17 protein-coding genes and 1 pseudogene are annotated in these 20,121 nt (G+C 68.4%); 7 read left to right on the top strand and 11 right to left on the bottom strand.

Annotated features, from left to right (window positions below; translation table 11 throughout):
* The first annotated feature begins 27 nt into the window (after positions 1-27).
* Positions 28-1,479 (top strand): MFS transporter, encoded by a 1,452-nt coding sequence (locus QE428_RS08665; protein WP_373457718.1) that lies wholly within the window; start codon positions 28-30, stop codon positions 1,477-1,479.
* Here QE428_RS08665 and QE428_RS08660 read toward each other — a convergent pair.
* Genes QE428_RS08660 through QE428_RS08650 form a run of 3 tightly spaced genes read right to left on the bottom strand, consistent with a single transcriptional unit; the run spans position 1,453 to position 4,638 of the window.
* Positions 1,453-2,058: a GNAT family N-acetyltransferase gene (locus tag QE428_RS08660; RefSeq protein ID WP_307468140.1), complete on the bottom strand. Its 606-nt coding sequence runs from the start codon at positions 2,056-2,058 to the stop codon at positions 1,453-1,455. The two genes, QE428_RS08665 and QE428_RS08660, sit on opposite strands and share 27 nt — an antisense overlap.
* Positions 2,055-3,977, bottom strand: a complete 1,923-nt coding sequence (locus QE428_RS08655; protein ID WP_307468139.1) for a helicase HerA-like domain-containing protein — start codon at positions 3,975-3,977, stop codon at positions 2,055-2,057. Before QE428_RS08655 ends, QE428_RS08660 begins: the two co-directional genes overlap by 4 nt.
* A 4-nt stretch (positions 3,978-3,981) precedes the next feature.
* Positions 3,982-4,638 carry a phosphatase PAP2 family protein gene (locus QE428_RS08650; protein WP_133398426.1) on the bottom strand — a complete coding sequence of 219 codons (657 nt, stop codon included), beginning with the start codon at positions 4,636-4,638 and terminating at the stop codon, positions 3,982-3,984.
* Positions 4,639-4,814: 176 nt separating this feature from the next.
* Here QE428_RS08650 and QE428_RS08645 point away from each other — a divergent pair, with 176 nt between their 5' ends.
* Complete coding sequence (locus tag QE428_RS08645) at positions 4,815-5,525, top strand: DUF3105 domain-containing protein (protein WP_133398427.1); 711 nt, start codon at positions 4,815-4,817, stop codon at positions 5,523-5,525.
* Positions 5,522-6,208, top strand: coding sequence for a DUF305 domain-containing protein (locus tag QE428_RS08640; RefSeq protein WP_307468128.1), 687 nt, complete (start codon positions 5,522-5,524; stop codon positions 6,206-6,208). The genes QE428_RS08645 and QE428_RS08640 overlap by 4 nt, the downstream gene beginning before the upstream one ends.
* 67 nt (positions 6,209-6,275) lie before the next feature.
* On the opposite strand, the gene QE428_RS08635 is transcribed toward QE428_RS08640, so the two are convergent.
* From QE428_RS08635 to QE428_RS08625, 3 genes are all read right to left on the bottom strand, one after another.
* On the bottom strand, positions 6,276-7,247 hold the full coding sequence (locus QE428_RS08635; RefSeq protein ID WP_307468125.1) for a carbohydrate ABC transporter permease: 972 nt from the start codon (positions 7,245-7,247) through the stop codon (positions 6,276-6,278).
* Entirely contained in the window at positions 7,247-8,584 is a 1,338-nt protein-coding gene (locus QE428_RS08630) for a carbohydrate ABC transporter permease (RefSeq protein ID WP_133398429.1), read from the bottom strand. The genes QE428_RS08635 and QE428_RS08630 overlap by 1 nt, the downstream gene beginning before the upstream one ends.
* A 110-nt stretch (positions 8,585-8,694) precedes the next feature.
* Entirely contained in the window at positions 8,695-10,020 is a 1,326-nt protein-coding gene (locus tag QE428_RS08625) for an ABC transporter substrate-binding protein (protein ID WP_172824639.1), read from the bottom strand.
* A gap of 267 nt (positions 10,021-10,287) precedes the next feature.
* On the opposite strand from QE428_RS08625, the gene QE428_RS08620 reads away from it, so the two are divergent.
* Positions 10,288-11,328 carry a LacI family DNA-binding transcriptional regulator gene (locus QE428_RS08620; RefSeq protein WP_307468118.1) on the top strand — a complete coding sequence of 347 codons (1,041 nt, stop codon included), beginning with the start codon at positions 10,288-10,290 and terminating at the stop codon, positions 11,326-11,328.
* Between the two features lie 81 nt (positions 11,329-11,409).
* Here QE428_RS08620 and rplL read toward each other — a convergent pair whose 3' ends face one another.
* The 5 genes and pseudogenes from rplL to QE428_RS08595 all read right to left on the bottom strand — a co-directional run bounded on the left by rplL (position 11,410) and on the right by QE428_RS08595 (position 15,945).
* A complete protein-coding gene (gene rplL, locus QE428_RS08615; RefSeq protein ID WP_018186979.1) occupies positions 11,410-11,790 on the bottom strand; it encodes a 50S ribosomal protein L7/L12 in 381 nt (126 codons plus the stop codon).
* 50 nt (positions 11,791-11,840) lie between these two features.
* Positions 11,841-12,329 (bottom strand): 50S ribosomal protein L10, encoded by a 489-nt coding sequence (gene rplJ / locus QE428_RS08610; RefSeq protein WP_091351904.1) that lies wholly within the window; start codon positions 12,327-12,329, stop codon positions 11,841-11,843.
* Between the two features lie 302 nt (positions 12,330-12,631).
* Positions 12,632-13,636, bottom strand: a complete 1,005-nt coding sequence (locus QE428_RS08605) for a sugar phosphate isomerase/epimerase (protein WP_307468112.1) — start codon at positions 13,634-13,636, stop codon at positions 12,632-12,634.
* Between the two features lie 34 nt (positions 13,637-13,670).
* Positions 13,671-14,817 (bottom strand): annotated as a pseudogene (locus QE428_RS08600) (Gfo/Idh/MocA family protein).
* Between the two features lie 81 nt (positions 14,818-14,898).
* Positions 14,899-15,945 carry a substrate-binding domain-containing protein gene (locus QE428_RS08595; RefSeq protein ID WP_091351898.1) on the bottom strand — a complete coding sequence of 349 codons (1,047 nt, stop codon included), beginning with the start codon at positions 15,943-15,945 and terminating at the stop codon, positions 14,899-14,901.
* A 319-nt stretch (positions 15,946-16,264) separates the two neighbouring features.
* Here QE428_RS08595 and QE428_RS08590 point away from each other — a divergent pair, with 319 nt between their 5' ends.
* The 3 genes from QE428_RS08590 (at position 16,265) to QE428_RS08580 (ending at position 20,084) form a co-directional block, all read left to right on the top strand.
* Positions 16,265-17,740, top strand: coding sequence for a sugar ABC transporter ATP-binding protein (locus QE428_RS08590; RefSeq protein WP_091351896.1), 1,476 nt, complete (start codon positions 16,265-16,267; stop codon positions 17,738-17,740).
* 345 nt (positions 17,741-18,085) lie between these two features.
* A complete protein-coding gene (locus QE428_RS08585; RefSeq protein WP_307468109.1) occupies positions 18,086-18,802 on the top strand; it encodes an ABC transporter permease in 717 nt (238 codons plus the stop codon).
* A 103-nt stretch (positions 18,803-18,905) separates the two neighbouring features.
* Positions 18,906-20,084 carry an ROK family transcriptional regulator gene (locus QE428_RS08580; RefSeq protein WP_307468106.1) on the top strand — a complete coding sequence of 393 codons (1,179 nt, stop codon included), beginning with the start codon at positions 18,906-18,908 and terminating at the stop codon, positions 20,082-20,084.
* Positions 20,085-20,121: the final 37 nt, after the last annotated feature.

Here is a 20,121-nt window from a genome sequence, read left to right as displayed (position 1 = left end):
CGCTCGGCGCCGCCTCCCCGGCTGGCGGTGGACGACGTTGTCGTCGTGGATACCAAGCGCGTTCGTACCGCGATCGGCGGAACGGTCGTCGGCAACTTCATGGAGTGGTTCGACTTCGGGATCTACGGCTACCTCGCTGTGACGATCACCGCGGTGTTCACGGCCGATCTTCCGGAGCCCTGGGGTCTGCTGGCGACTCTGTTCGGGTTCGCGATCTCCTTCCTGGTCCGACCCATCGGCGGGCTCGTCCTCGGTCCGCTCGGCGACCGCATCGGGCGCCAGAAAGTGCTGTTCTTCACGATGGCGATGATGGCACTCGCCACAGCGCTCATCGGTGTCCTCCCCACCAGCGCGCAGATCGGCTTGTGGGCCATCATCCCCCTCTACGTCCTGAAGATGATCCAGGGCTTCTCGACGGGCGGGGAGTATGCGGGAGCGACCACCTACGTGGCGGAGTTCTCCCCCGACAAGCGGCGCGGCTTCTGGTCGTCATGGCTGGACCTCGGCTCGTACGTCGGCTTCGCCGCCGGCGCGTCCGTCGTCGCCCTCACGACGATCATCACCCAGTCGATCTGGGGCGAGACCGCCATGACCGACTTCGGCTGGCGCATCCCGTTCCTCGTCGCGATCCCCCTCGGGATCGTGGCGATCTGGTTCCGCCTCAAGATCCCCGAGACCCCCGCCTACGAGAACACCGCCGGGACCGACGAGCAACCCGACCGCGACGATCCTCTCGCGCGTCACGGCATCATCGGCATCCTCCGTCACCACTGGCGCGAGGTCCTCATCGGCATCGCGATCGTGGCGGCGACCAACACCGCCGGTTACGCGCTCACGAGCTACATGCCGACGTACCTCGAGAAGGAGGTCGGTGTCTCGAATCTCGGCGCCGCGGTCGCCACCGTTCCCGTTCTCCTCGTCATGTCGGCATGTCTGCCGTTCATCGGCCGGTTGAGCGATCGAATCGGGCGCCGCCCGGTGTACATGATCGCCGCCGGGTCGACGATCATCCTCATGATCCCGGCCTTCGCGATCATGCAGATCGGCCAGGAGTGGGCTGTCTTCGTCGCCCTCGGCATGGTCGCGATCCCCGTGGCCTTCTACGTCGCCGTGTCAGCCTCGACATTGCCGGCACTGTTCCCGACGGCTTCCCGCTTCGGTGCCATGGCGATCGCGTACAACGTCTCGGTGTCGCTGTTCGGCGGCACAACGCCGCTGTTCAGCCAGGCGCTCATCGACCTGACCGGGAACACGTTCATGCCGGCGTTCTACATCATGTTCTTCGCGCTCCTCGGGGGCATCGCACTGCTGTCGATGAAGGAGACCGCGAAGCGCCCCCTGCTCGGGTCGGTACCGACGGTCGAGACACACGAAGAGGCGGTCGAGGTCGTCGCACGCCAGGACGAGGACCCGCTCATCGACACGTCGACGATGCCGATCCCCGTCCACCGATCAGAGGTGGACTCCGTACGCCCGTGAGCCGGGCGATGAGGGCAGCGGCGTGAACCCCAGTCGGGTGTAGAACGCCATCGCTCCGGTGTTCTCGGCCGAGGCGACGAGGTGGAGTCCTGTGATGCCCCGCTCTGTGAGCGCGGCGAAGAGCGTCTCGATCAGTCGTCGGCCCGCACCCCTGCCCTGCGCCTGCGGCAGCAGGTCGATGTGCAGATGGGCGGGGAAGTCGGCCGCGTACCGCTCGGGCTTCTCGCCGCGCCCGTAGGCGTAGAGCAACGTGCCGTCCTGTCGCGTCACCTCGGTCTCGGGCTTCGGCCAGCGATGCGCGAACCGAGGCCACCACTGCGTCCGGAACCACTCCTCGAATGCATCGGTGTCGGCGGTGGCCACGACGTAGCCCACCGCCGTACCGTTCTCGTCCTCGACCACGAAGGCGAGATCGGGGTGGCGTTCAGCGTAGGGCAGCGCCCAGATGTGCCCCCAGATCGCGTCGTCCTCGAAGATGCCCGTCGCGTCGCCCCCGGCATCCGCGGTCCGCAGACAGATCTCCGCGAGCGCCGACTCGTCGCCGGGACGGAACGGACGGATGCCGCCGCCCCCGCTCATCGGCGACGCCCGTTCCCGAACACCCCGCGGATGACGCTGCCGATGATCGACTGGGTCGTCTTCGACCCGAGGATCTCCTCGAGGGGGGAAGGCTCTCGCTTGCGGCTCGTGCGGGTGCTCCCGCCCGTCGTCCGGAGGATCCGCTCGTACTCCCGCTGGGCGTCGCGCTCCGCCTTCTGCTGCGCTTTGTCCGCAGCGGCCTTCTGCTTCGCGTACTCCGCGTCGGCCTTGGCCTTCTCGGTCGCCGCCTTCGCCGCATCCGCCGCGGCATCCGCGGCGGCCATCTTGGCGCCGAGGATCTCTCGCGCGGACTCCCGGTCGACGGGGGTTCCGTAGGTCGCGAGGAGAGGCGAGGCGGCGACGACGGCCTGCACGGCCGCCGCGGGCGTCGGAGACATCAGACCCTGCGGTGCACGCAGCCGGGTCCACGCGACCGGGGTGGGGGCGCCCTTCTCGTTCATGACCGTGACGATCGCTTCGCCCGTTCCGAGCTCCTGGAGGACGCGTTCGAGGTCGTATCCCGAGGTCGGGTACGTGCTCACCGTCGCGCGGAGGGCCTTCGCATCATCGGGCGTGAAGGCACGGAGCGCGTGCTGGATGCGCGAGCCGAGCTGACCGAGCACGTCCGCCGGCACATCCTTGGGGGTCTGCGTCACGAAGAAGACGCCGACGCCCTTCGAACGGATGAGCCGCACGGTCTGCACGATGGCGGCGGTGAACGCCTTCGAGGCGTCGCGGAAGAGCAGGTGCGCCTCGTCGAAGAAGAACACCAGCTTGGGCTTGTCGGCATCCCCCACCTCGGGGAGGATCTCGAAGAGCTCTGCCAGCAGGTACATGAGGAAGGTCGAGAACAGTTCGGGCTTGTCGGCGATCCCCGGCACCTCGAGGAGAGAGATGACACCCCGCCCGTCGGGTGTCGTCCGCAGGAAGTCGTGGACATCGAATTCCGGTTCACCGAAGAAGACGTCCGCGCCGCCGTCGGCGAAGGTGATGAGCTCGCGCAGGATCACGCCCGCTGTCGCGGACGACAGGCCGCCGAGGTCCTTCAGCTCGGGCTTGCCCTCATCGCTCGTCAGGTACGAGAGCACCGCCCGGAGGTCCGAGAGGTCGACGAGCGGGAGTCCGTGGGCGTCGGCGTAGTGGAAGACGAGGCCGAGACTCGACTCCTGCGTCTCGTTGAGCCCCAGGACGCGGCTGAGCAGCAGCGGACCGAACCCGGTGACGGTCGCGCGCACGGGAACCCCGGTGCCGATGCCGCCGAGGGCGAAGTACTCCGTGACGGATGCCGCCGGTTCCCACGCCTGCCCGATCGCCTCGGTGCGGGCGAGGAGCTTGGGGTTCGACTCGCCCGGCGTCGCGACGCCCGTGAGGTCGCCCTTGATGTCGGCGGCGAAGACGGGCACGCCCTTCGCCGCGAGCTGCTCGGCGAGTCCCTGCAGCGTGCGGGTCTTGCCGGTGCCGGTCGCCCCCGCGACGAGGCCGTGCCGGTTGGTCATCGCGAGCGGGATGCGAATCTGCGCTTCCCGGACGGGTTCGCCGTTGACGAGGGCGCCGAGGTCGAGGGTCGTCTCGTCGAAGGTGTAGCCCTGGACGATCCGCGCGACCTCGGAGTCGTCGAGCGGACCCGCCGCGACCGGGGACGCGGCGGCATCCGGCGCCGCGGCGTGCTCGGCGTCCGTGATCTCGGTGGGCGGCGTCTCTGCAGGCGGCGCCCCTTCGGGCGGCGTCTCTGCAGGCGGCGCCCCTCCGGGCGGCGTCTCTGCGGCCGCTGTCTCGGTGGGCGAGGCGTCCGTCTTCGATGCCTGGGCGCGGGCGGCCGCGAGGGCGGCCTGCGCACGGGCGAGTTTCAGCTCCGCCGCGGCGGCAGCGGCCTCCGCTTCGAGACGGGCGAGTTCGGCAGCGGCTTCGTCGGCGCTCATGCCGTCAGCCTAGCGAGAGGCGCCGCTCGCGTTCCCGGACGACGGGGATCGTGAGTGCCGCCGCGACGAGCAGGGTCGTGGCGACCCCGAGAACCATCGCGCCCAGGGTGTCGGTGAGCCAGTGCGCGTGCACCTGCGTGCGACTGAAAGCCATGAGCAGGGTCCAGGCGATCCCCACCACGGCCACCCACACCCGCGGGAAGAGGATGACCGCGACGGTCGCGATGACGGCGGCGTTGGCGGTGTGACCCGAGGGGAAGGACCCGTGGTCCGAGATGACGAGCATCTCCTCCGGTCGCACCCGCCCGAACAGGCCCTTGAGCAGCTGGACGAGGAGAGCACCGACGATGGATGCCGCGAGGAAGAACACCGCACCCCACGGCCGACGGGCGAGCGCGAGCAGCGCGGCGCCGACGAGCGGGATGACGTAGGTGCCGACGACCCCCGCGCCCAGGATGTTCATGAGGAACGACACGGGACGGATGCCTGGCAGGAACGTCGTCACATAGGTGTTCCACCACGCATCGAGATCGATGAGCTCGGAGTCGGTGGATTCGACGGCGATACCCGTCGCGACGGCGACCACGAGGAGGATCGCGCCGATGACCGCCAGGCGCAGGCCGATGCCGATCTCGTGTTCGTGTGTGGGCACTGTCGTCATGGGCTCATCCTGTCCGACGGCGCATCGGCGAAACTGCCCCTTGCGCGCGGGCGTCACGGTCCCCCCACGTCACGAGACGCTATGAAGGAAGCCCGACCAGGGATCCAGCAGATGCAGGCGAATAAACTCGAACCGGCGCGCCCGCGCCTCCCCACCCCGACCGACGAGGCCACCCCATGACCCCGAACGATCCTGCCGGAAAGCGGACGAGCGGTAACCCCGCGACGCAGGCACAGCTCAACCTGACCGTCAAACAGCAGCGTGAGCAGCAGAAACAGCAGAAGCTCGCCGAGTATCAGCGTCAGCTCGCCAAGCGCCGCCGCACCAAGGCCACGTGGTGGATCGTCGGCACGACCGCGGCCATCGTCGTCATCGGGCTCGTCGCAGCCTCCTACTTCCTCACCCCGCGCCCCGTCTCGATCGCCCGCGGCGACGGCGACGGTGCCGGCATCAGCGGCGTGCAGACCTTCGAACACACCGCGAACCACGTCGAGGGTGTCGTCGACTACGAGCAGACGCCGCCGGCCGGAGGCGACCACAACGCCATCTGGCTCAACTGCGGCGTGTACACGCAGCCCGTCCCGAACGAGAACGCCGTCCACGCGCTGGAACACGGCGCCATCTGGATCACCTACGACCCCGCGCAGGTCGACGCGGCCGGCATCGACGCGCTCAAGGCGGAACTCCCCCGCGATTACACCGTCCTCTCCCCCTACGAGGACATGGACACCCCCATCGCCGTCAGCGCCTGGAACGCTCAGCTGAAGGTCGACTCCCCCGACGACGAGCGCATCGGCGAGTTCATCAAGGCGTACTGGCGCAACACGAACGGCCCCGAGCCGGGTGCGGCCTGCACCGGCGCGCTGGACGCCCCCGGCAAGCAGTGATGACCGAGACCGTCGGCGACGAGCCGGGCACCGAGCGCACCCTCCCGCCGTGGTGGGTGGTGCTGCTCGTCGGCCTGGCCGTCGCCGCGGTCGCGTTCGCTATCGGACGCTTCTCGACGTTCGGGATCGCCGGCTCCACGCCCGCTGAGGGGTCCGCCGACGCCGGGTTCGCCCGCGACATGCAGGTCCACCACGCTCAGGCGGTCGACATGGCGATGACGATCTACGCCGAGACCGACGACGCGGAGCTGCGCGCTCTGTCCTACGACATCGCGACGGGCCAGTCGTCCCAGCGCGGCGAAATGCTCGACTGGCTCGTGAAGTGGGGCCTGCCGGCGTACGGCGATGAGCCGATGGCGTGGATGGCGGCATCCGGAACATCGGGCCACTCGCACGGCGGCGCGTCCGGCGCGCCGCAGACCGACGAAGAGATCCGCGATGCGATGGGCATGGCCTCCGACGAGGAGCTGAGCGACCTGCGCGCCGCGACCGGCACCGACGCGGACTGCATGTTCCTGACGCTCATGATCCGCCACCATGAGGGCGCGATCCCCATGGCCGACGCCGTTCTCGAGCTCGGCTCCGACGAGCGCGTTCAGGTCGTGGCCGAGAACATGAAGAAGGGTCAGACCTTCGAGATCGAGGCGATGACCTCGATGCAGCAGCGCCTCGGCTGCAGCTGACACGCACGAACCAGAAGAGGGGGATGCCGGTGGCCACCGGCATCCCCCTCTTCGTCCGTTCGGGTGATCAGCCCTTCGTCGCGCCGGCCAGCAGGCCGCGGACGAAGAACCGCTGCAGCGCGAAGAACACGATGAGCGGGATGAGGATCGAGATGAACGTTCCCGCCGACTGCAGGAACCACTTGTTGCCCCAGGTCCCCGACAAGGAGTTGAGGGCCTGCGTGATCGGCAGCGCGCCGGGCGACGCGAAGATCGTCGCGACGAGCAGGTCGTTCCAGACCCAGAGGAACTGGAAGATGCCGAACGAGGCGATCGCGGGAGCGGCCAGCGGCAGGATGATCCGGAAGAACACCTGACCGTGTCCGGCGCCGTCGACGCGGGCGGCCTCGATGATCTCGCCGGGGATCTCGGCGATGAAGTTGTGCAGCATGAACGTCGCCAGCGGCAGCGCGAAGATCGCGTGCGCGATCCACACGCGGGCGAAGCTGTAGTCGACCTCGTTCAGTCCGAAGCCCGGGAAGATGGGCACGTCGTTGATGCTCAGGCCGTCCGAGAACAGGCTGAGCAGCGGGACGAGCGCCATCTGCAGCGGCACGATCTGCAGGGCGAAGACGAACACGAACAGTGCGCTGCGTCCCTTGAAGTCGATCCACGCGAACGCGTACGCCGCGAGGGCCGCCATGACGATCGGGAAGACGGTCGCGGGGATCGTGATCGCGAGCGAGTTCACGAAGGCGGAGGCGAGAGTCGTCGACGTCCCGCCCGAGTTCAGCGCCTGCAGGTAGTTGTCGAGCGTGAACTCCGGGTCGGTGAACGCCGTCCACCATCCGCTGGTCTGCGTGTCGCTGCCGGGGCGGAACGAGGTCACGAACAGACCGAACGTCGGGATCGTCCAGAAGATCGCGATGATGGCGGCCGCGATCGTGGCGCCCTTCGACGTGAGCTTCTTGTGGGCGATCGCTTCGTTCTTGCGGGTGTCGCGCGCAACCTGGCGCGCGGTGCGGTTGTCGACCGGTGTGGTCGGGGCTGCGACGGTCATCAGCGGATTTCCTTCTGCTTGGCCATCGATCGGGCGTTGTAGATGATCAGCGGCAGGACGAACAGGAACAGCACGACGGCCAGCGCGGACGAGTGTCCGAAGCTCTGGAACCGCTGCTGCTGGTTGACCATCTCGAATCCGAGGACGGTCGTGTCGTCGCGGCCGCCGGTCATGACGGCGACGATGTCGTAGACCTTCAGCGACGCGATGGTCACCGTGGTGAGCACGACGATCAGCGACGAACGGATGCCGGGCACCGTGACGTTGCGGAATCGCTGCCACGCGTTGGTGCCGTCGAGCTCCGCCGCTTCCATCTGCTCGACCGGGACCGCCTTGATCGCCGCCGACAGGATGACCATCGCGAAGCCGGTCTGGGTCCAGATGAAGACCACGAGCAGCATGAGCGTGTTGATGATCGGCTTGATGGCGAGCCACTGCACGGGATCGCCGCCGAAGGCGGTCACGATCGCGTTGAGGAGACCGATCTGGTCGCCCTGGCGGGCGTCGTACATGAACTTCCAGATGATGCCCGCGCCGACGAACGAGATGGCGACGGGCATGAAGACCAGGACCTTGAGGAGCTTCTCGCCGCGTGCGCGATCGATGAAGACGGCGTAGGCCAGACCGATGGCGACCGAGATGGTGGGCGCCAGGAGAGCCCACAGCAGGGTGTTCACGATCGACGCCGTGCCGGTGGGGTTCGTGAAGACCCAGATGTAGTTCTCCAGGCCGACGAACTCGTCACCGGTCTTGTTGAAGAACGACTTGAAGATCGTGGCGATCGCCGGGTAGACGAGCCCGAGGATGAGCATGATGCTCGCGGGGGCCATGAAGAGGACGAGCTGGAACAGGTAACCGGCGCCCTGACGGGAACGGAAGTCCGCGAAGAACAGGAGCGCTCCGACGAGCAGCGCGATGGCCACGACGTAGACGACGGCGTTGGCGTACGGACGCAGCAGCAGGAAGGCGAGCACCGGGATCACCAGGCAGGCGACGAGCCGCATGATGAAGTACCCGCGACCGGGCCGGGGGGCGAACTCGATGAGGACGAGGATGATGCCCACCACGATCCCGAACACCACGAGGATGACGGGGATCTGGATGAGGGGGTTCAGCGCGCCCAGCCACAGGAAGAAGCTGTTGAGCGAGAAGCCGATGGTGATGCGCGACGACTCTTCGCTGGATGCGGTGAAGGCGAGCAGGAACGCGACGAGCGCGATGAGGACGAAGCCCGCGGCGACGACGATCTTCGTGATCGAGCGCCCCTTCGGGTCTTGAGCGTGCGTGGTGACGGCAGGTTCGGTGTCGACAGGCCTGTCGACGGTCGTCTGCGACATGCGGGTTCCCTTCTGGGTACGGCGGCGTACCCGTGCGGTGCGGACGGGAGAAGCGGGGCCGGGCTTGTGCAGCCCGACCCCGCTCGGCTCAGCCGATCGTCAGGCGACGATCAGTTCTCGTAACCGGCCTGGATGTCGGAGAGCACCGAGTCGGTGTCCTTGCCGTCGATCCAGTCGACCATGCCCTTCCAGAAGGAGCCCTGACCCACGGTGGCGGGCATCAGGTCGGAGGCGTCGAAGCGGAGGACCGTGGAGTCGTCCTGCAGCGTCGTCATCGCTTCCTTCAGGAACTCGCTCGAGGCGAGGTTGGGGTCGGCCTTCTTGTTGGCCGAGATGACGCCGCCGAGCTCGACGCGAGCGTCAGCGAACTCGGGCGATGCCATGAACTCCAGCACCTTCTGCGTCGACTCGTCGTCCGAGAAGCCCGCGACGAACTCGCCGCCGCCCTCGATCTGGAGCTCACCCTCGGTGTAGCCGGGCATGATGAACGCGTAGACGTCACCCTCGGGAGCGACCTCGGGGGTGTTGCCGTCCGCGGTCTTCACGTCGAGGAAGTTCGCCGACAGGAACGAGGCCTGGTGGGTGAGGGCGCAGTCGCCGCTCGCCACGGCCGCCGCCACGTCGCCGAACGCCGTCGCGTTGATGCTCTTCACGTCGCCGTAGCCGGCGTTGACGTAGTCCGGGTTGAGGAGGATCTCGCCGACCGCGTCGAACGCCTTCTTGATCTCGGGGTCGGTGAACTTCACGTCGCCGGCGACCCACTGGTCGTAGACGTCGGCGCCGGACTGGCGCAGGACGAGGTCCTCGACCCAGTCGGTGCCCGGCCAGCCGGACGCCGCCTCGGACGCGAAACCGGCGCACCACGCGGGCTTGCCCGTGGTCTCGACGATCTTGTCGGTGAGGGCGATCATGTCGTCCCACGTCTTCGGGACCTCGACGCCCCACTCCGCGAACTGCTTCGGCGAGTACCAGACATACCCCTTCAGGTTCGCGAGCATCGGTGCCGCGTAGAAGGTGTCGTCGAAGGTGCCGTACTTCTTCCAGTCGGGCGACCAGTTCGCGTCGACGGCCGTCTCGACCGCCTCGGGGGCCTTCAGCACCTTGCCGGTGTCGACGAGGGTCTTCAGCAGACCCGGCTGCGGGACGACCGCGATGTCGGGGGCGTCGCCACCGGTCACCTTCGTGACGATGTTGCCCTCGAACGACTTGTCGCCGACGTACTCGACGGTGATGCCGGTGTCCTTCGTGAACTGATCGAACGACTTGTTCAGGGCGTCTGCCTCGCCGCCCGTGATGCCGCCGGAGATCCGGACGGTCTTCTTGGCGTCTCCGCCGCCGTCTCCGCTGCCACCTTCCGCGCACCCTGCCAGCATCAAGGCGGCCGCGCCGAGAACGGCGACGGGGGCAAGAAGACGGTATCGCTGTGACAATGCCATGTACTTCTCCTCTTTCGGGATCATCGTCCACCCAGAGGAGCCTTGGCCGCATCCTTGGGGAACCGATTCCAGGACAACCTACTGGGGCGGGTGCCCTCCGCACAACAGCGAAATATCAAGGTTCTGCAACTGTCGTTCCGTGCGCTACGATTCGCATGGGAGCGGTACCACTGCAAAACCATGGAACCGGTTCCTTTTTCGGCATCCCACCGGCTACGCTGAGTCCTCGTTCCGCAGTGGCGTCGAGAACCTGGTCGAGGAGGACCGATGAGCACCATCGCCGACGTGGCGCGCGAAGCCGGCGTCTCGAAGGCGACGGCGAGCCGCGCGCTGACCGGCAGCGCTCAGGTCTCCGCCGCAACCCGGCAGCGTGTCCTCGACGTCGCGATGCGCCTCGGTTACGTGCCCTCCACGAGCGCCGTCAGCCTCGCCACAGGCCGCACCCGCAACGTCGGGGTGATCCTCCCCCACGTCAACCGATGGTTCTTCGCCGAAGTGCTCGAGGGCATCCAGTCGGCCCTCCTCGACCGGGGCTTCGATCTCACCCTGTACGACGCCACGCCGGGCAGCGCCGGCCGCGAGCGCGTCTTCACCGACTTCCTCGCTCGCAAGAGGTTCGACGGTCTGATCGCGGTCGGGCTCGAACCGGCGGTGAGCGAGCTCCAGGCTCTGCTGTCGCTCGGTCGCCCGGTCGTCAGCGTTATCGGCACCGAGGAGAGCACGAGCCTCGTCACCCTCGACGACGGCCACGCGGCGGCGCTGGCCACATCGCACCTCGTCGATCTCGGACACCGCCGGATCGCCTTCCTTGGAGGCACGTCCGCCTCCCACTGGCCGCACGTCGAGTCGGCGCGGTACGAGGGCTACGAACGGGTGATGCGCGAGTCCGGTCTCGGCGAGTACGTCACGAGGACGCCTGCGGAATTGTCGATGCCCGCCGGGTACGAAGCGGCGGTCGACCTCCTGAGCGACTCGTCGCAGCGGCCGACGGCGGTCGTGGGAGCGTGCGACGAGGTGGCGATCGGCGCCGTCATCGCCGCCCGACGTCTCGGCATCCTCGTCCCCTCGGATCTCAGCGTCGTCGGCATCGACGATCACGTCAACGCCGAGATGTTCGCCCTCACCACACTGCGGCAGATCCCTCGAGAGCAGGGTGAGACCGCGGTAGACCTGCTCATGCGCCACCTCGACGATCCCGCCCTCAAGCCGGTCACGGTGGCCATCCGTCCGCGTCTCGTGGTGCGCAACTCGACCGCGGCGCCGTCGGGGTCGACGCCCGCGGCCGTCCGCGACTTCTCGCGCGCCTGAGCAGGGCTCGCCCCGACGCCGTTAACGCCGGAAGGCTCCGGATGCCGCGGCATCCGGAGCCTTCCGGTGAAGGGAATCGCCTTACTTGACGGAGACCGTCGCGCCGGCGGCCTCGAGGGCCTCCTTGGCCTTGTCGGCAGCTTCCTTGTTCGCGCCCTCGAGCACGGCCTTGGGAGCACCGTCGACGACGGCCTTGGCCTCGCCGAGGCCGAGCGAGGTGAGCTCGCGGACGACCTTGATGACCTGGATCTTCTTGTCGCCGGCAGCCTCGAGGATGACGTCGAAGGAGTCCTTCTCCTCAACCTCTTCAGCAGCAGCGCCACCGCCGGCACCGGCAACGGCGACGGGGGCAGCAGCGGTGACGTCGAACTTCTCCTCGAACGCCTTCACGAACTCGCTGAGCTCGACGAGGGTGAGGCCGGCGAACTGCTCGAGCAGCTCCTCGGTGGAAAGCTTCGCCATGATGTATCTCCTAGATAGATGGGGTTTGTGTAAAAGAGCTCGCTCGTCGCTTACGCGGCGTCAGCGGTCTCCAGCTTTTCGCGAAGCGCGTCGATGGTGGCGGCAGCCTTGCCCATCGTCGCCTTCATCATGCCCGCAGCCTTCGCCAGCAGAACCTCGCGGCTCTCGAGCGAGGCGTACTTGTTGACCTCGTCGGCAGTGAGGGCGTTGCCCTCGAAGATGCCGCCCTTGATCACCAGAAGCGGGTTGGCCTTGGCGAAGTCACGCAGAGCCTTGGCAGTGGCGACGAAGTCACCGTGCACGAAAGCAACGGCCGAGGGACCCTTGAGGTCCTCGTCCAGCGCCGTGATCCCCGCGTTGTTCGCGGCGATCTTGGTCAGCGTGTTCTTCACCACGGCGTACTGCGCGTCCTGACGGATGTTGTTGCGCAGCTGCTTGAGCTGGGCAACCGTCAGACCGCGGTACTCGGTCAGCAAGACGGCGTTCGAGTCCTCGAAGTTCTTCGTGAGCTCGGCGACCGATGCATCCTTCTGCGCCATGGTCACTCCTTGATGTGTACGAGACGCCCCGCAGTGGCGGGGCATCGACCTCGACGGTCGGGCTGCATGAGAAAAGCTCCGGCGCAAGCGCACGGAGCTTTGGGCCCGGTTTCCCGGAAGTCTGTCGTACACCTGCGTGGGCCCCTGCGATGCAGAGCTTCGATCGTGTGCGCGGACGCACAGCGATGACCGACGGTCTTTGGCTTGTGCACCACTGTACGCGCCGCCTCCCCGCCCGCCAAATCGCGACAGGCACGTACGCGCGTGACGCGCGAGCGCACGCCCTCGCGAACGCGCGCGGGTCAGCGCGCGGAGAACGCGGCGTCGAAGGCTGCGGCGGACGGCTCGTACGTCGAGAGGCGGCGGACGAAAGCGAGCGCTTCGGGGGCCCCGACGAGGCGGTCCATGCCGGCGTCCTCCCATTCGACGGAGAGCGGCCCGGTGTAGCCGATGGCGTTGAGCATGCGGAATGCGTCCTCCCACGGCACGTCGCCGTGACCGGTGGAGATGAAGTCCCAGCCGCGGCGCGGGTCGGCCCAGGCGAGGTGCGATGAGAGCAGCCCGTTACGACCGTTGTCGAGGCGCTTCTTCGTGTCCTTGCAATGGACGTGGATGACGCGGTCGCGGAAGTCCCAGAGGAACGACACCGGATCGAGGTCCTGCCAAACCATGTGGCTCGGATCCCAATTCAGACCGAAGGCCTCGCGGTGACCGATGGCCTCGAGGGCGCGGTGGGTGGTCCAGTAGTCGTACGCGATCTCGGACGGGTGGACCTCGTGCGCGAATCGCACGCCGACCTCGTCGAACACGTCGAGGATGGGATTCCAGCGGGCGGCGAAGTCCTCGTACCCGGCGTCGACCATGTCCTGGGATGCCGGTGGGAACATCGCGAGGTACTTCCAGATCGAGGAACCCGTGAAGCCGGTGACGATCTTCACGCCGAGCTTCGCCGCCATCCGCGCCGTGTCCTTCATGCCCTCGGCCGCTCGCCGGCGCACACCCTCGGCGTCGCCGTCGCCCCACACTCGGTCGGAGAGGATGTCGCGGTGTCGCTGATCGATCGGGTCGTCGCACACCGCCTGCCCACCCAGGTGGTTCGCGATCGCGTGCACCTGCAGCCCGTTGCGCTCCAGGATCTCGCGCCGGCTGCGGACGTACGCGGCGTCGTTCCACCGGGACACGTCGAGGTGGTCGCCCCAGCACGCGATCTCGAGTCCGTCGTAGCCCCACTCCCCCGCGAGGCGCGCGACCTCCTCGAAGGGCAGGTCGGCCCACTGGCCGGTGAACAGGGTGATCGGTCGCACCATTGCGGATCCTTTCTCGGATGCGGGGGTCCCGCGGTCAATCGTTCGTCTGCACCCAGCGGCTCTGGTCGGCGGAACTGCGCTCCACCGCGTCGAGGACGCGCTGCACGTGCAGACCGTCGGCGAAGGACGGCCGCGGCGCGGTCCCCTCGGCGATGGCCGTCGTGAAGTCGACCACCTGGTGCGAGAACCCGTGCTCGTAGCCGAGCATGTGGCCGGTGGGCCACCACGGCGACAGGTAGGGGTGGTCGTGCTCCGTGACGAGGATGCGGCGGAATCCGAGTTCGGTCTCGGCCGCGGTCGCGTCGAAGAAGTCCAGTTCGTTGAGCCGCTCGAGGTCGAAGGACAGGGCTCCGCGGGTCCCCGACACCTCCACGCGCAGCGCGTTCTTGCGACCCGTGCGGTAGCGCGTCGCCTCGAAGGAGGCGAGGGCGCCGGAGCTCAGCCGCCCCCGTGAACAGCGCGACGTCGTCGACGGAGACGCGCCCGCGCTCGGTGCTCCTGGTGCCCGAGAGTCCGATGCCCTCCCCGAGGAGCGGACGCTCCTCGACGAGGGTCTCGACGATGCCCGAGACGCTGTCGACAGTCTGCCCCGTGATGTACTCGGCGAGATCCACCGCGTGCGCACCGATGTCGCCGAGCGACCCCGAGCCGGCCTTCGCGCGGTCGAGGCGCCAGGTCATCGGTGCCTCCGGATCCATGAGCCAGTCCTGCAGGTACTCCGCCCGCACCTGACGGACCTCGCCGATCCGACCGGCGGCGACCAGGTCGCGGGCGAACGTCGCAGCGGGCACCCGGCGGTAGGTGAAGCCCACCATGGCGCGGATGCCGCGCGCTTCGGCGCGGGCCGCGGCATCCGTCATCGCCTCGGCCTCGGCCACAGAGTTGGCCAGCGGCTTCTCGCAGAGGACGTGCTTGCCGGCGTCGAGCGCGGCGATCGCGATCTCGGCGTGGGTGTCGCCGGGGGTGACGATGTCGACGACGTCCACGTCATCGCGGGCGATCGTCGTGCGCCAGTCGGTGGACGACTCGGACCACCCCCACTTCGCCGCCGCAGCGGCGGTCGAGGCCGCGTCGCGCCCGGTCACGACGTGCATGACGGGGTCGAGAGGGAGGTCGAAGAACCTCGGCGCGACCCTCCAGCCCTGCGAGTGGGCGGCGCCCATGAAGCCGTGGCCGATCATCGCGATCCGCAGCGTGTCCGTCATGTCGGTGTCCTCTCGGAGATGGTGGGGCGCCCACGCACCGGGCGCCCCCGTCGATGATCACTCGAACGAGAGGTCGATGTACTGGTCGACGTTGTCCTTCGTGACGACCGGCGCGTCGAGGACGATCCGGTTCGGGATGCCGGGGGTGATGATGTCCCCGAGCGTCTTGTTCTGGGCGATCAGGCGTGCGAGGGCGACGCCGTCGGCCGCCTGGGTCGACGGGTAGATCACGGTCGCCTTCAGGACGGTGTCGTCAGCCTCGATGGCTTCCATCGCGGCCTTGCTGCCGGCTCCGCCCATCATGAAGAACTCGTCGCGGCCGGCCGAGTCGATGGCGGCCATGACGCCGATGCCCTGGTCGTCGTCGTGGTTCCAGATCGCGTCGATCTTCGGGTTGGCCGACAGCAGCTGGGATGCCGCCGACTCGCCGCCGGCGACCGTGAAGTCCGCGGCGACACGGGCGGAGACCTCGAGCCCGCAGTCCTCGAGCGCGTCCTTGAAGCCCTGGGAGCGATCCTGAGTGAGCGGGAGCGAGTCGATCCCGGCGATCTCGGCGACGACGGCGTCCGACTGCCCTTCGAGCTGCCCGCAGATGTAGGTGCCCGCCGAGACCCCCATGCCGTAGTTGTCTCCCAAGATCGTCGCGCGAGCGGCGAACGGGCTCGAGAACTCGCGGTCGACGTTGATGACGGGGATGCCCGCCTCCATCGCGGCGATGGCAGCCTCGGTGAGCGCGGCGCCGTCGGTCGGCAGCAGGACGATCGCGTCGACGCCGTCGTTGACGAACGTTTCGACGGCGGCGATCTGCGCGATGGGGTCGTTGGTACCCTCCGCGGTCTTCAGCTCGACGTCGTCGAAGCTGGCGGCGGCGTCGGCTGCGCCGGAGTTGATGGCGCCGAGCCATCCGTGGTCGGCGGCGGGGCCCGAGAATCCGATCGTGACCGTGTCTCCGGTCTCGGCGTTCTCCTCGGCCGAAGTCCCCTGGTCGACGACGCTGTCCTCATCGGCGCCGGTCCCCGTACAACCCGCCAGCAGGCCGATCGCGGCGGCGGCGGCGACGCCGGTCAGGACGAGGCGCGTCCGGGCGGTCATGCGTGAGCGCATGTCTTCCTCCTTGAATGTGATGCAGCTCTGGTGTGAAGCGGCCAGCGCGCCTCTCGCTTTCGAGTCCACCTTCGAGGAGGGTCAGCGCTGACGGGATGAACATAACAGAACGAATGTCGGCTTCGTCAACTTTTGTTTCCTCCTCGACAGAAGCCGCACGAGCGCATTCCCGCTTCAAGAGCGGCGTACACGTCCGAGATGCTGAGGGTCCGGTCCTGCTGACGCGCGAATCTGAGTCTCGCGCCGCTCGAAGTCGGCATGTTATGTTCACCGCGTGATCAAAGTCGACCATGCATCGTCATTACTCGCCGTCCGGGGGGTGACGAAGGCCTTCTCCGGCGTTCGTGCGCTCCGCGGCGTCGACCTCGAGGTCCGCGCCGGCGAGGTCCACTGCATCCTCGGCCAGAATGGGGCGGGCAAGTCGACGCTCATCAAGACCCTCGCGGGCGTCCATCGGCCGGACGAAGGCGAGATCCGGTGGGCAGGCGAGGTCGTCGAGATCCCGGACCCGGATGCCGGGCTCGCCCTGGGCATCGCGACGATGTATCAGGAGCTCGACGTCGTCGACGGCCTGACCATCGCGGAGAACATCTTCCTCGGTCACGAGCTGTCGCGCGCCGGGTTCACCCGACGCGGTGAAGCCGCCGCGAGGACCCGCGAGCTCCTCCGCCGGCTGGGACACGGGGGTCTCTCCCCCCACGTCGAAGTGAGCCAGCTGAGCGCCGCCAACAAACAGATCGTCGCGATGGCCCGCGCACTCTCCCACGACGTGAAGCTCATCATCATGGACGAGCCGTCGGCCGTCCTCGACACGCACGAGGTACAGAACCTGTTCGGCGTCGTCCGGGAGCTGACCGCCGCCGGGATCGCCGTCGTCTACATCACCCACCGACTCGAGGAGATCCGCCAGATCGGCGACCGCATCACCGTCCTCAAGGACGGCAGGACCACCGCGACGGGCCTACCCGTGGCCGACACCCCGACGCCCGAGCTCATTCGCTTGATGACCGGACGCGAGGTCGCGAACGTGTTTCCTGCGCACGCCCCCCTCCCCACCGACGCCCCCGTCGTCCTCGATGTGGCCGACCTCTCGTTGCGCGGCGTATTCGAGGACGTGTCCTTCCAGGTGCGCGCCGGTGAGGTGGTGGGCCTCGCGGGGCTCGTCGGGTCGGGACGCTCCGAGATCCTCGAAACCGTCTACGGCGCTCGTCGCGCGACAACCGGCACCGTGTCGGTGGCCGGCCGCCGACTGCGGCGGGGCTCGGTCGTGGACGCGGTCGCCGCGGGCGTCGGGCTCTCACCCGAGGAACGCAAGAGCCAGGGGCTCGTCCTCGACGAGCCGATCGCGATGAACGTGAGCCTCCCCTCCATCCCACGATTCGCCCGCGCAGGGTTCTTGGACTTCCGCGCGGAGCGGACCGCTGCCCGGCAGCAGATCGACGCCTTGGAGCTGCGACCGGCAGACCCCGATCGCCCGGCGCGGACGCTGTCCGGCGGCAACCAGCAGAAGATCCTGCTCGCCCGATGGCTCGTGCACGGGACCCGGGTCCTCTTGCTCGACGAACCCACACGCGGGGTCGACGTCGGTGCCCGCGCGGAGATCTATGCGCTCATTCGACGGGTCGCCGCCGAGGGCAACGCCGTCGTGATCGTCTCGAGCGAGATCGAGGAGGTGATCGGTCTGTCCGACACCGTGCTGGTCGTCGCGGAGGGCCGCATCCTCTCCACCATCCCGTCCACCCAGATCGACGAGCACGGTGTGCTCGACCTCGTCATGAAAGGAACCGCCGCGTGAGCGAGCAGACCACCGCGGGGGCGGACACTCCCCTCACCCCGACAGAGCGCACGACGACGTCCGCCGTCACCACATCGGACGCCCCGATGTGGCGCCGCATCCTCTCCGGCTCCGTCGGGCGGAACCTCGGACTGGTCCTGGCCCTGCTCGTCCTCGTGATCGTGGGGGCGGCGACGGCGCCGGACACCTTCCTCGGCCTGTCGAACGTCATGGTGATCCTCCGTCAGGCGTCGATCGTCGGGGTGATCAGCATCGGGATGACGCTCGTCATCATCGCGGGCGGGATCGACCTGTCGGTCGGCTCGGTCCTCGGCCTCGCCTCGGTGGTGGGGGCACTCGCCGCGGGTGCAGGACCTCGCCGATCAGACGCACTGGATCGTGATGGTCGTCGTCGCCCTGGCGGTCGGCATGTTCGCGGGACTGCTCAACGGCATCGTCATCGCCTACGGCAACGTGGTCGCCTTCATGGCGACCCTCGCCATGCTGGTCGGTGCTCGCGGCCTCGCCGAGATTCTCGCCGACCGCCGCACGCTGCAAGTCGGCGGGCAGCGGGAGTTCATCACCTTCATGAACCTGGACATCCTCGGCGTCGACATGCTGATCTGGATCTTCCTCGTGGTCGCCGTCCTCGGCTGGGTCCTGTTGAACCGGACGACGTTCGGGCGGCGCACGGTCGCGATCGGCGGCAATCGCGAGGCGGCGCGCCTGGCCGGCATCAACGTCAAGCGCCACGTCCTGTACCTCTACGCGCTCTCCGGCCTCTGCGCCGGCATCGCCGGTGTGATGATCCTCGGCCGCACGACGGCGGGCACGTCGGTCAACGGTCAGCTCTACGAACTGGACGCCATCGCCGCAGTCGTCGTCGGCGGAACCCTTCTGATCGGCGGCCGCGGCACGATCACGGGCACCGTGCTGGGTGTCCTGATCTTCCAGACCCTGACCAACGTCTTCATCCAGAACAACCTCACGTCGTCGGTCCAGGCCGTCGCCAAGGGCGTCATCATCGTCGTGGCGGTGCTCCTGCAGCAGCGCTTCGCACGCCCCGCCGGGCGCTCGTCCTGAGCCGTCGACCCTGGGCGTCACATGCACGGCGCCCAGGATCACCGGGGAGACAATTGACGACAGCCGGAGCCCGCCGGCAGCAGGACCTGGAAGAAGTGACCCGATGACAGACTCCCCCTCCCTCGCCAGCGGCGTCAGCGAGCTCTTCCAGCTGCTGCGCGACGGAGTGCCACGCACCCGCGCCGAGCTCGCCAAGTCGACGGGGCTCGCGCGCTCGACGATCGCTGCGCGGGTCGACGAATTGATGCGGATGGGGCTGGTCACCGCAGTCGCCGACAAGGTGTCGACCGGCGGACGTCCACCGTCCCAGTTCGCGCTCAATCCCGGCGCAAAGGTCGTCGTCGCTGCCGACCTCGGCGCCTCGCACGCGACGGTGGCGATCGCCGACCTGGCCGGGACGATCCTCGCGGAGTTCTCGGAGCGGATCGACATCGCCGACGGACCGGACACCGTCCTCTCCTGGCTCCTCGACGCGGCGCACAGGCTGCTCGCCCAGGTCGATCGAGACGGCACCGCCGTCGCCGCGATCGGCATCGGCGTCCCGGGACCCGTCGAGCACTCCAGCGGCAAGCCGTCGACCCCGCCGATCATGCCGGGGTGGGACGGGTTCGACATCCCCGGCTGGCTGCAGGCGCACATCGCTGTACCGGTCCTGGTCGACAACGACGTGAACACGATGGCCCTCGGCGAGCGCGCGACGGCCTGGCCGTCGGTCGACAACCTCCTCTTCGTCAAGATCGCGACCGGCATCGGAGCGGGTCTCATCTCTGACGGACACCTGCAGCGCGGCGCGCAGGGCGTCGCCGGCGACATCGGACACGTTCACATCGCGCGCGGCGGGGATGTGCCGTGCACGTGCGGCAATCGCGGCTGCCTCGAGGCGCTCGCCTCGGGTCCCGCGATTGCTCGAAGTCTCCGCGCGATCGGGGTCGAGGCCCACACCGTGGGCGACGTGGTCGACCTCGTCAAGCACGGCAACGTCGACGCCATCCAGGCCGTGCGCCAGGCCGGGCGCGACATCGGCGAGGTGCTCACGACGTGCGTCAGCCTCGTGAATCCGTCGGTCATCGCCATCGGCGGATCGATGGCCCGTGTCGGCGAGCACCTGATCGCCGGTGTCCGCGAGGTGGTCTACGCCCGCTCCGCCCCGCTGGCCACGGCGCATCTGTCCATCGTGCAGTCGGCGACGGGCGCCGAGGCCGGCGTGCTGGGCGCCAGCATCCTCGCCGTCGAACATGCGCTCTCGCGCGACGTGCTCGCCGCCGGTGTCGCGACCGTCTGACGGGGCGACGGCCGCGCGGCGGGTCGGGTCCGTCGTG

The organism is Microbacterium sp. SORGH_AS_0505 (assembly GCF_030818715.1).
Taxonomy (GTDB): domain Bacteria; phylum Actinomycetota; class Actinomycetes; order Actinomycetales; family Microbacteriaceae; genus Microbacterium.
The sequence above is the reverse complement of the archived record's forward strand: the minus strand, read 5'-3'. Positions and strand labels throughout refer to the sequence as shown.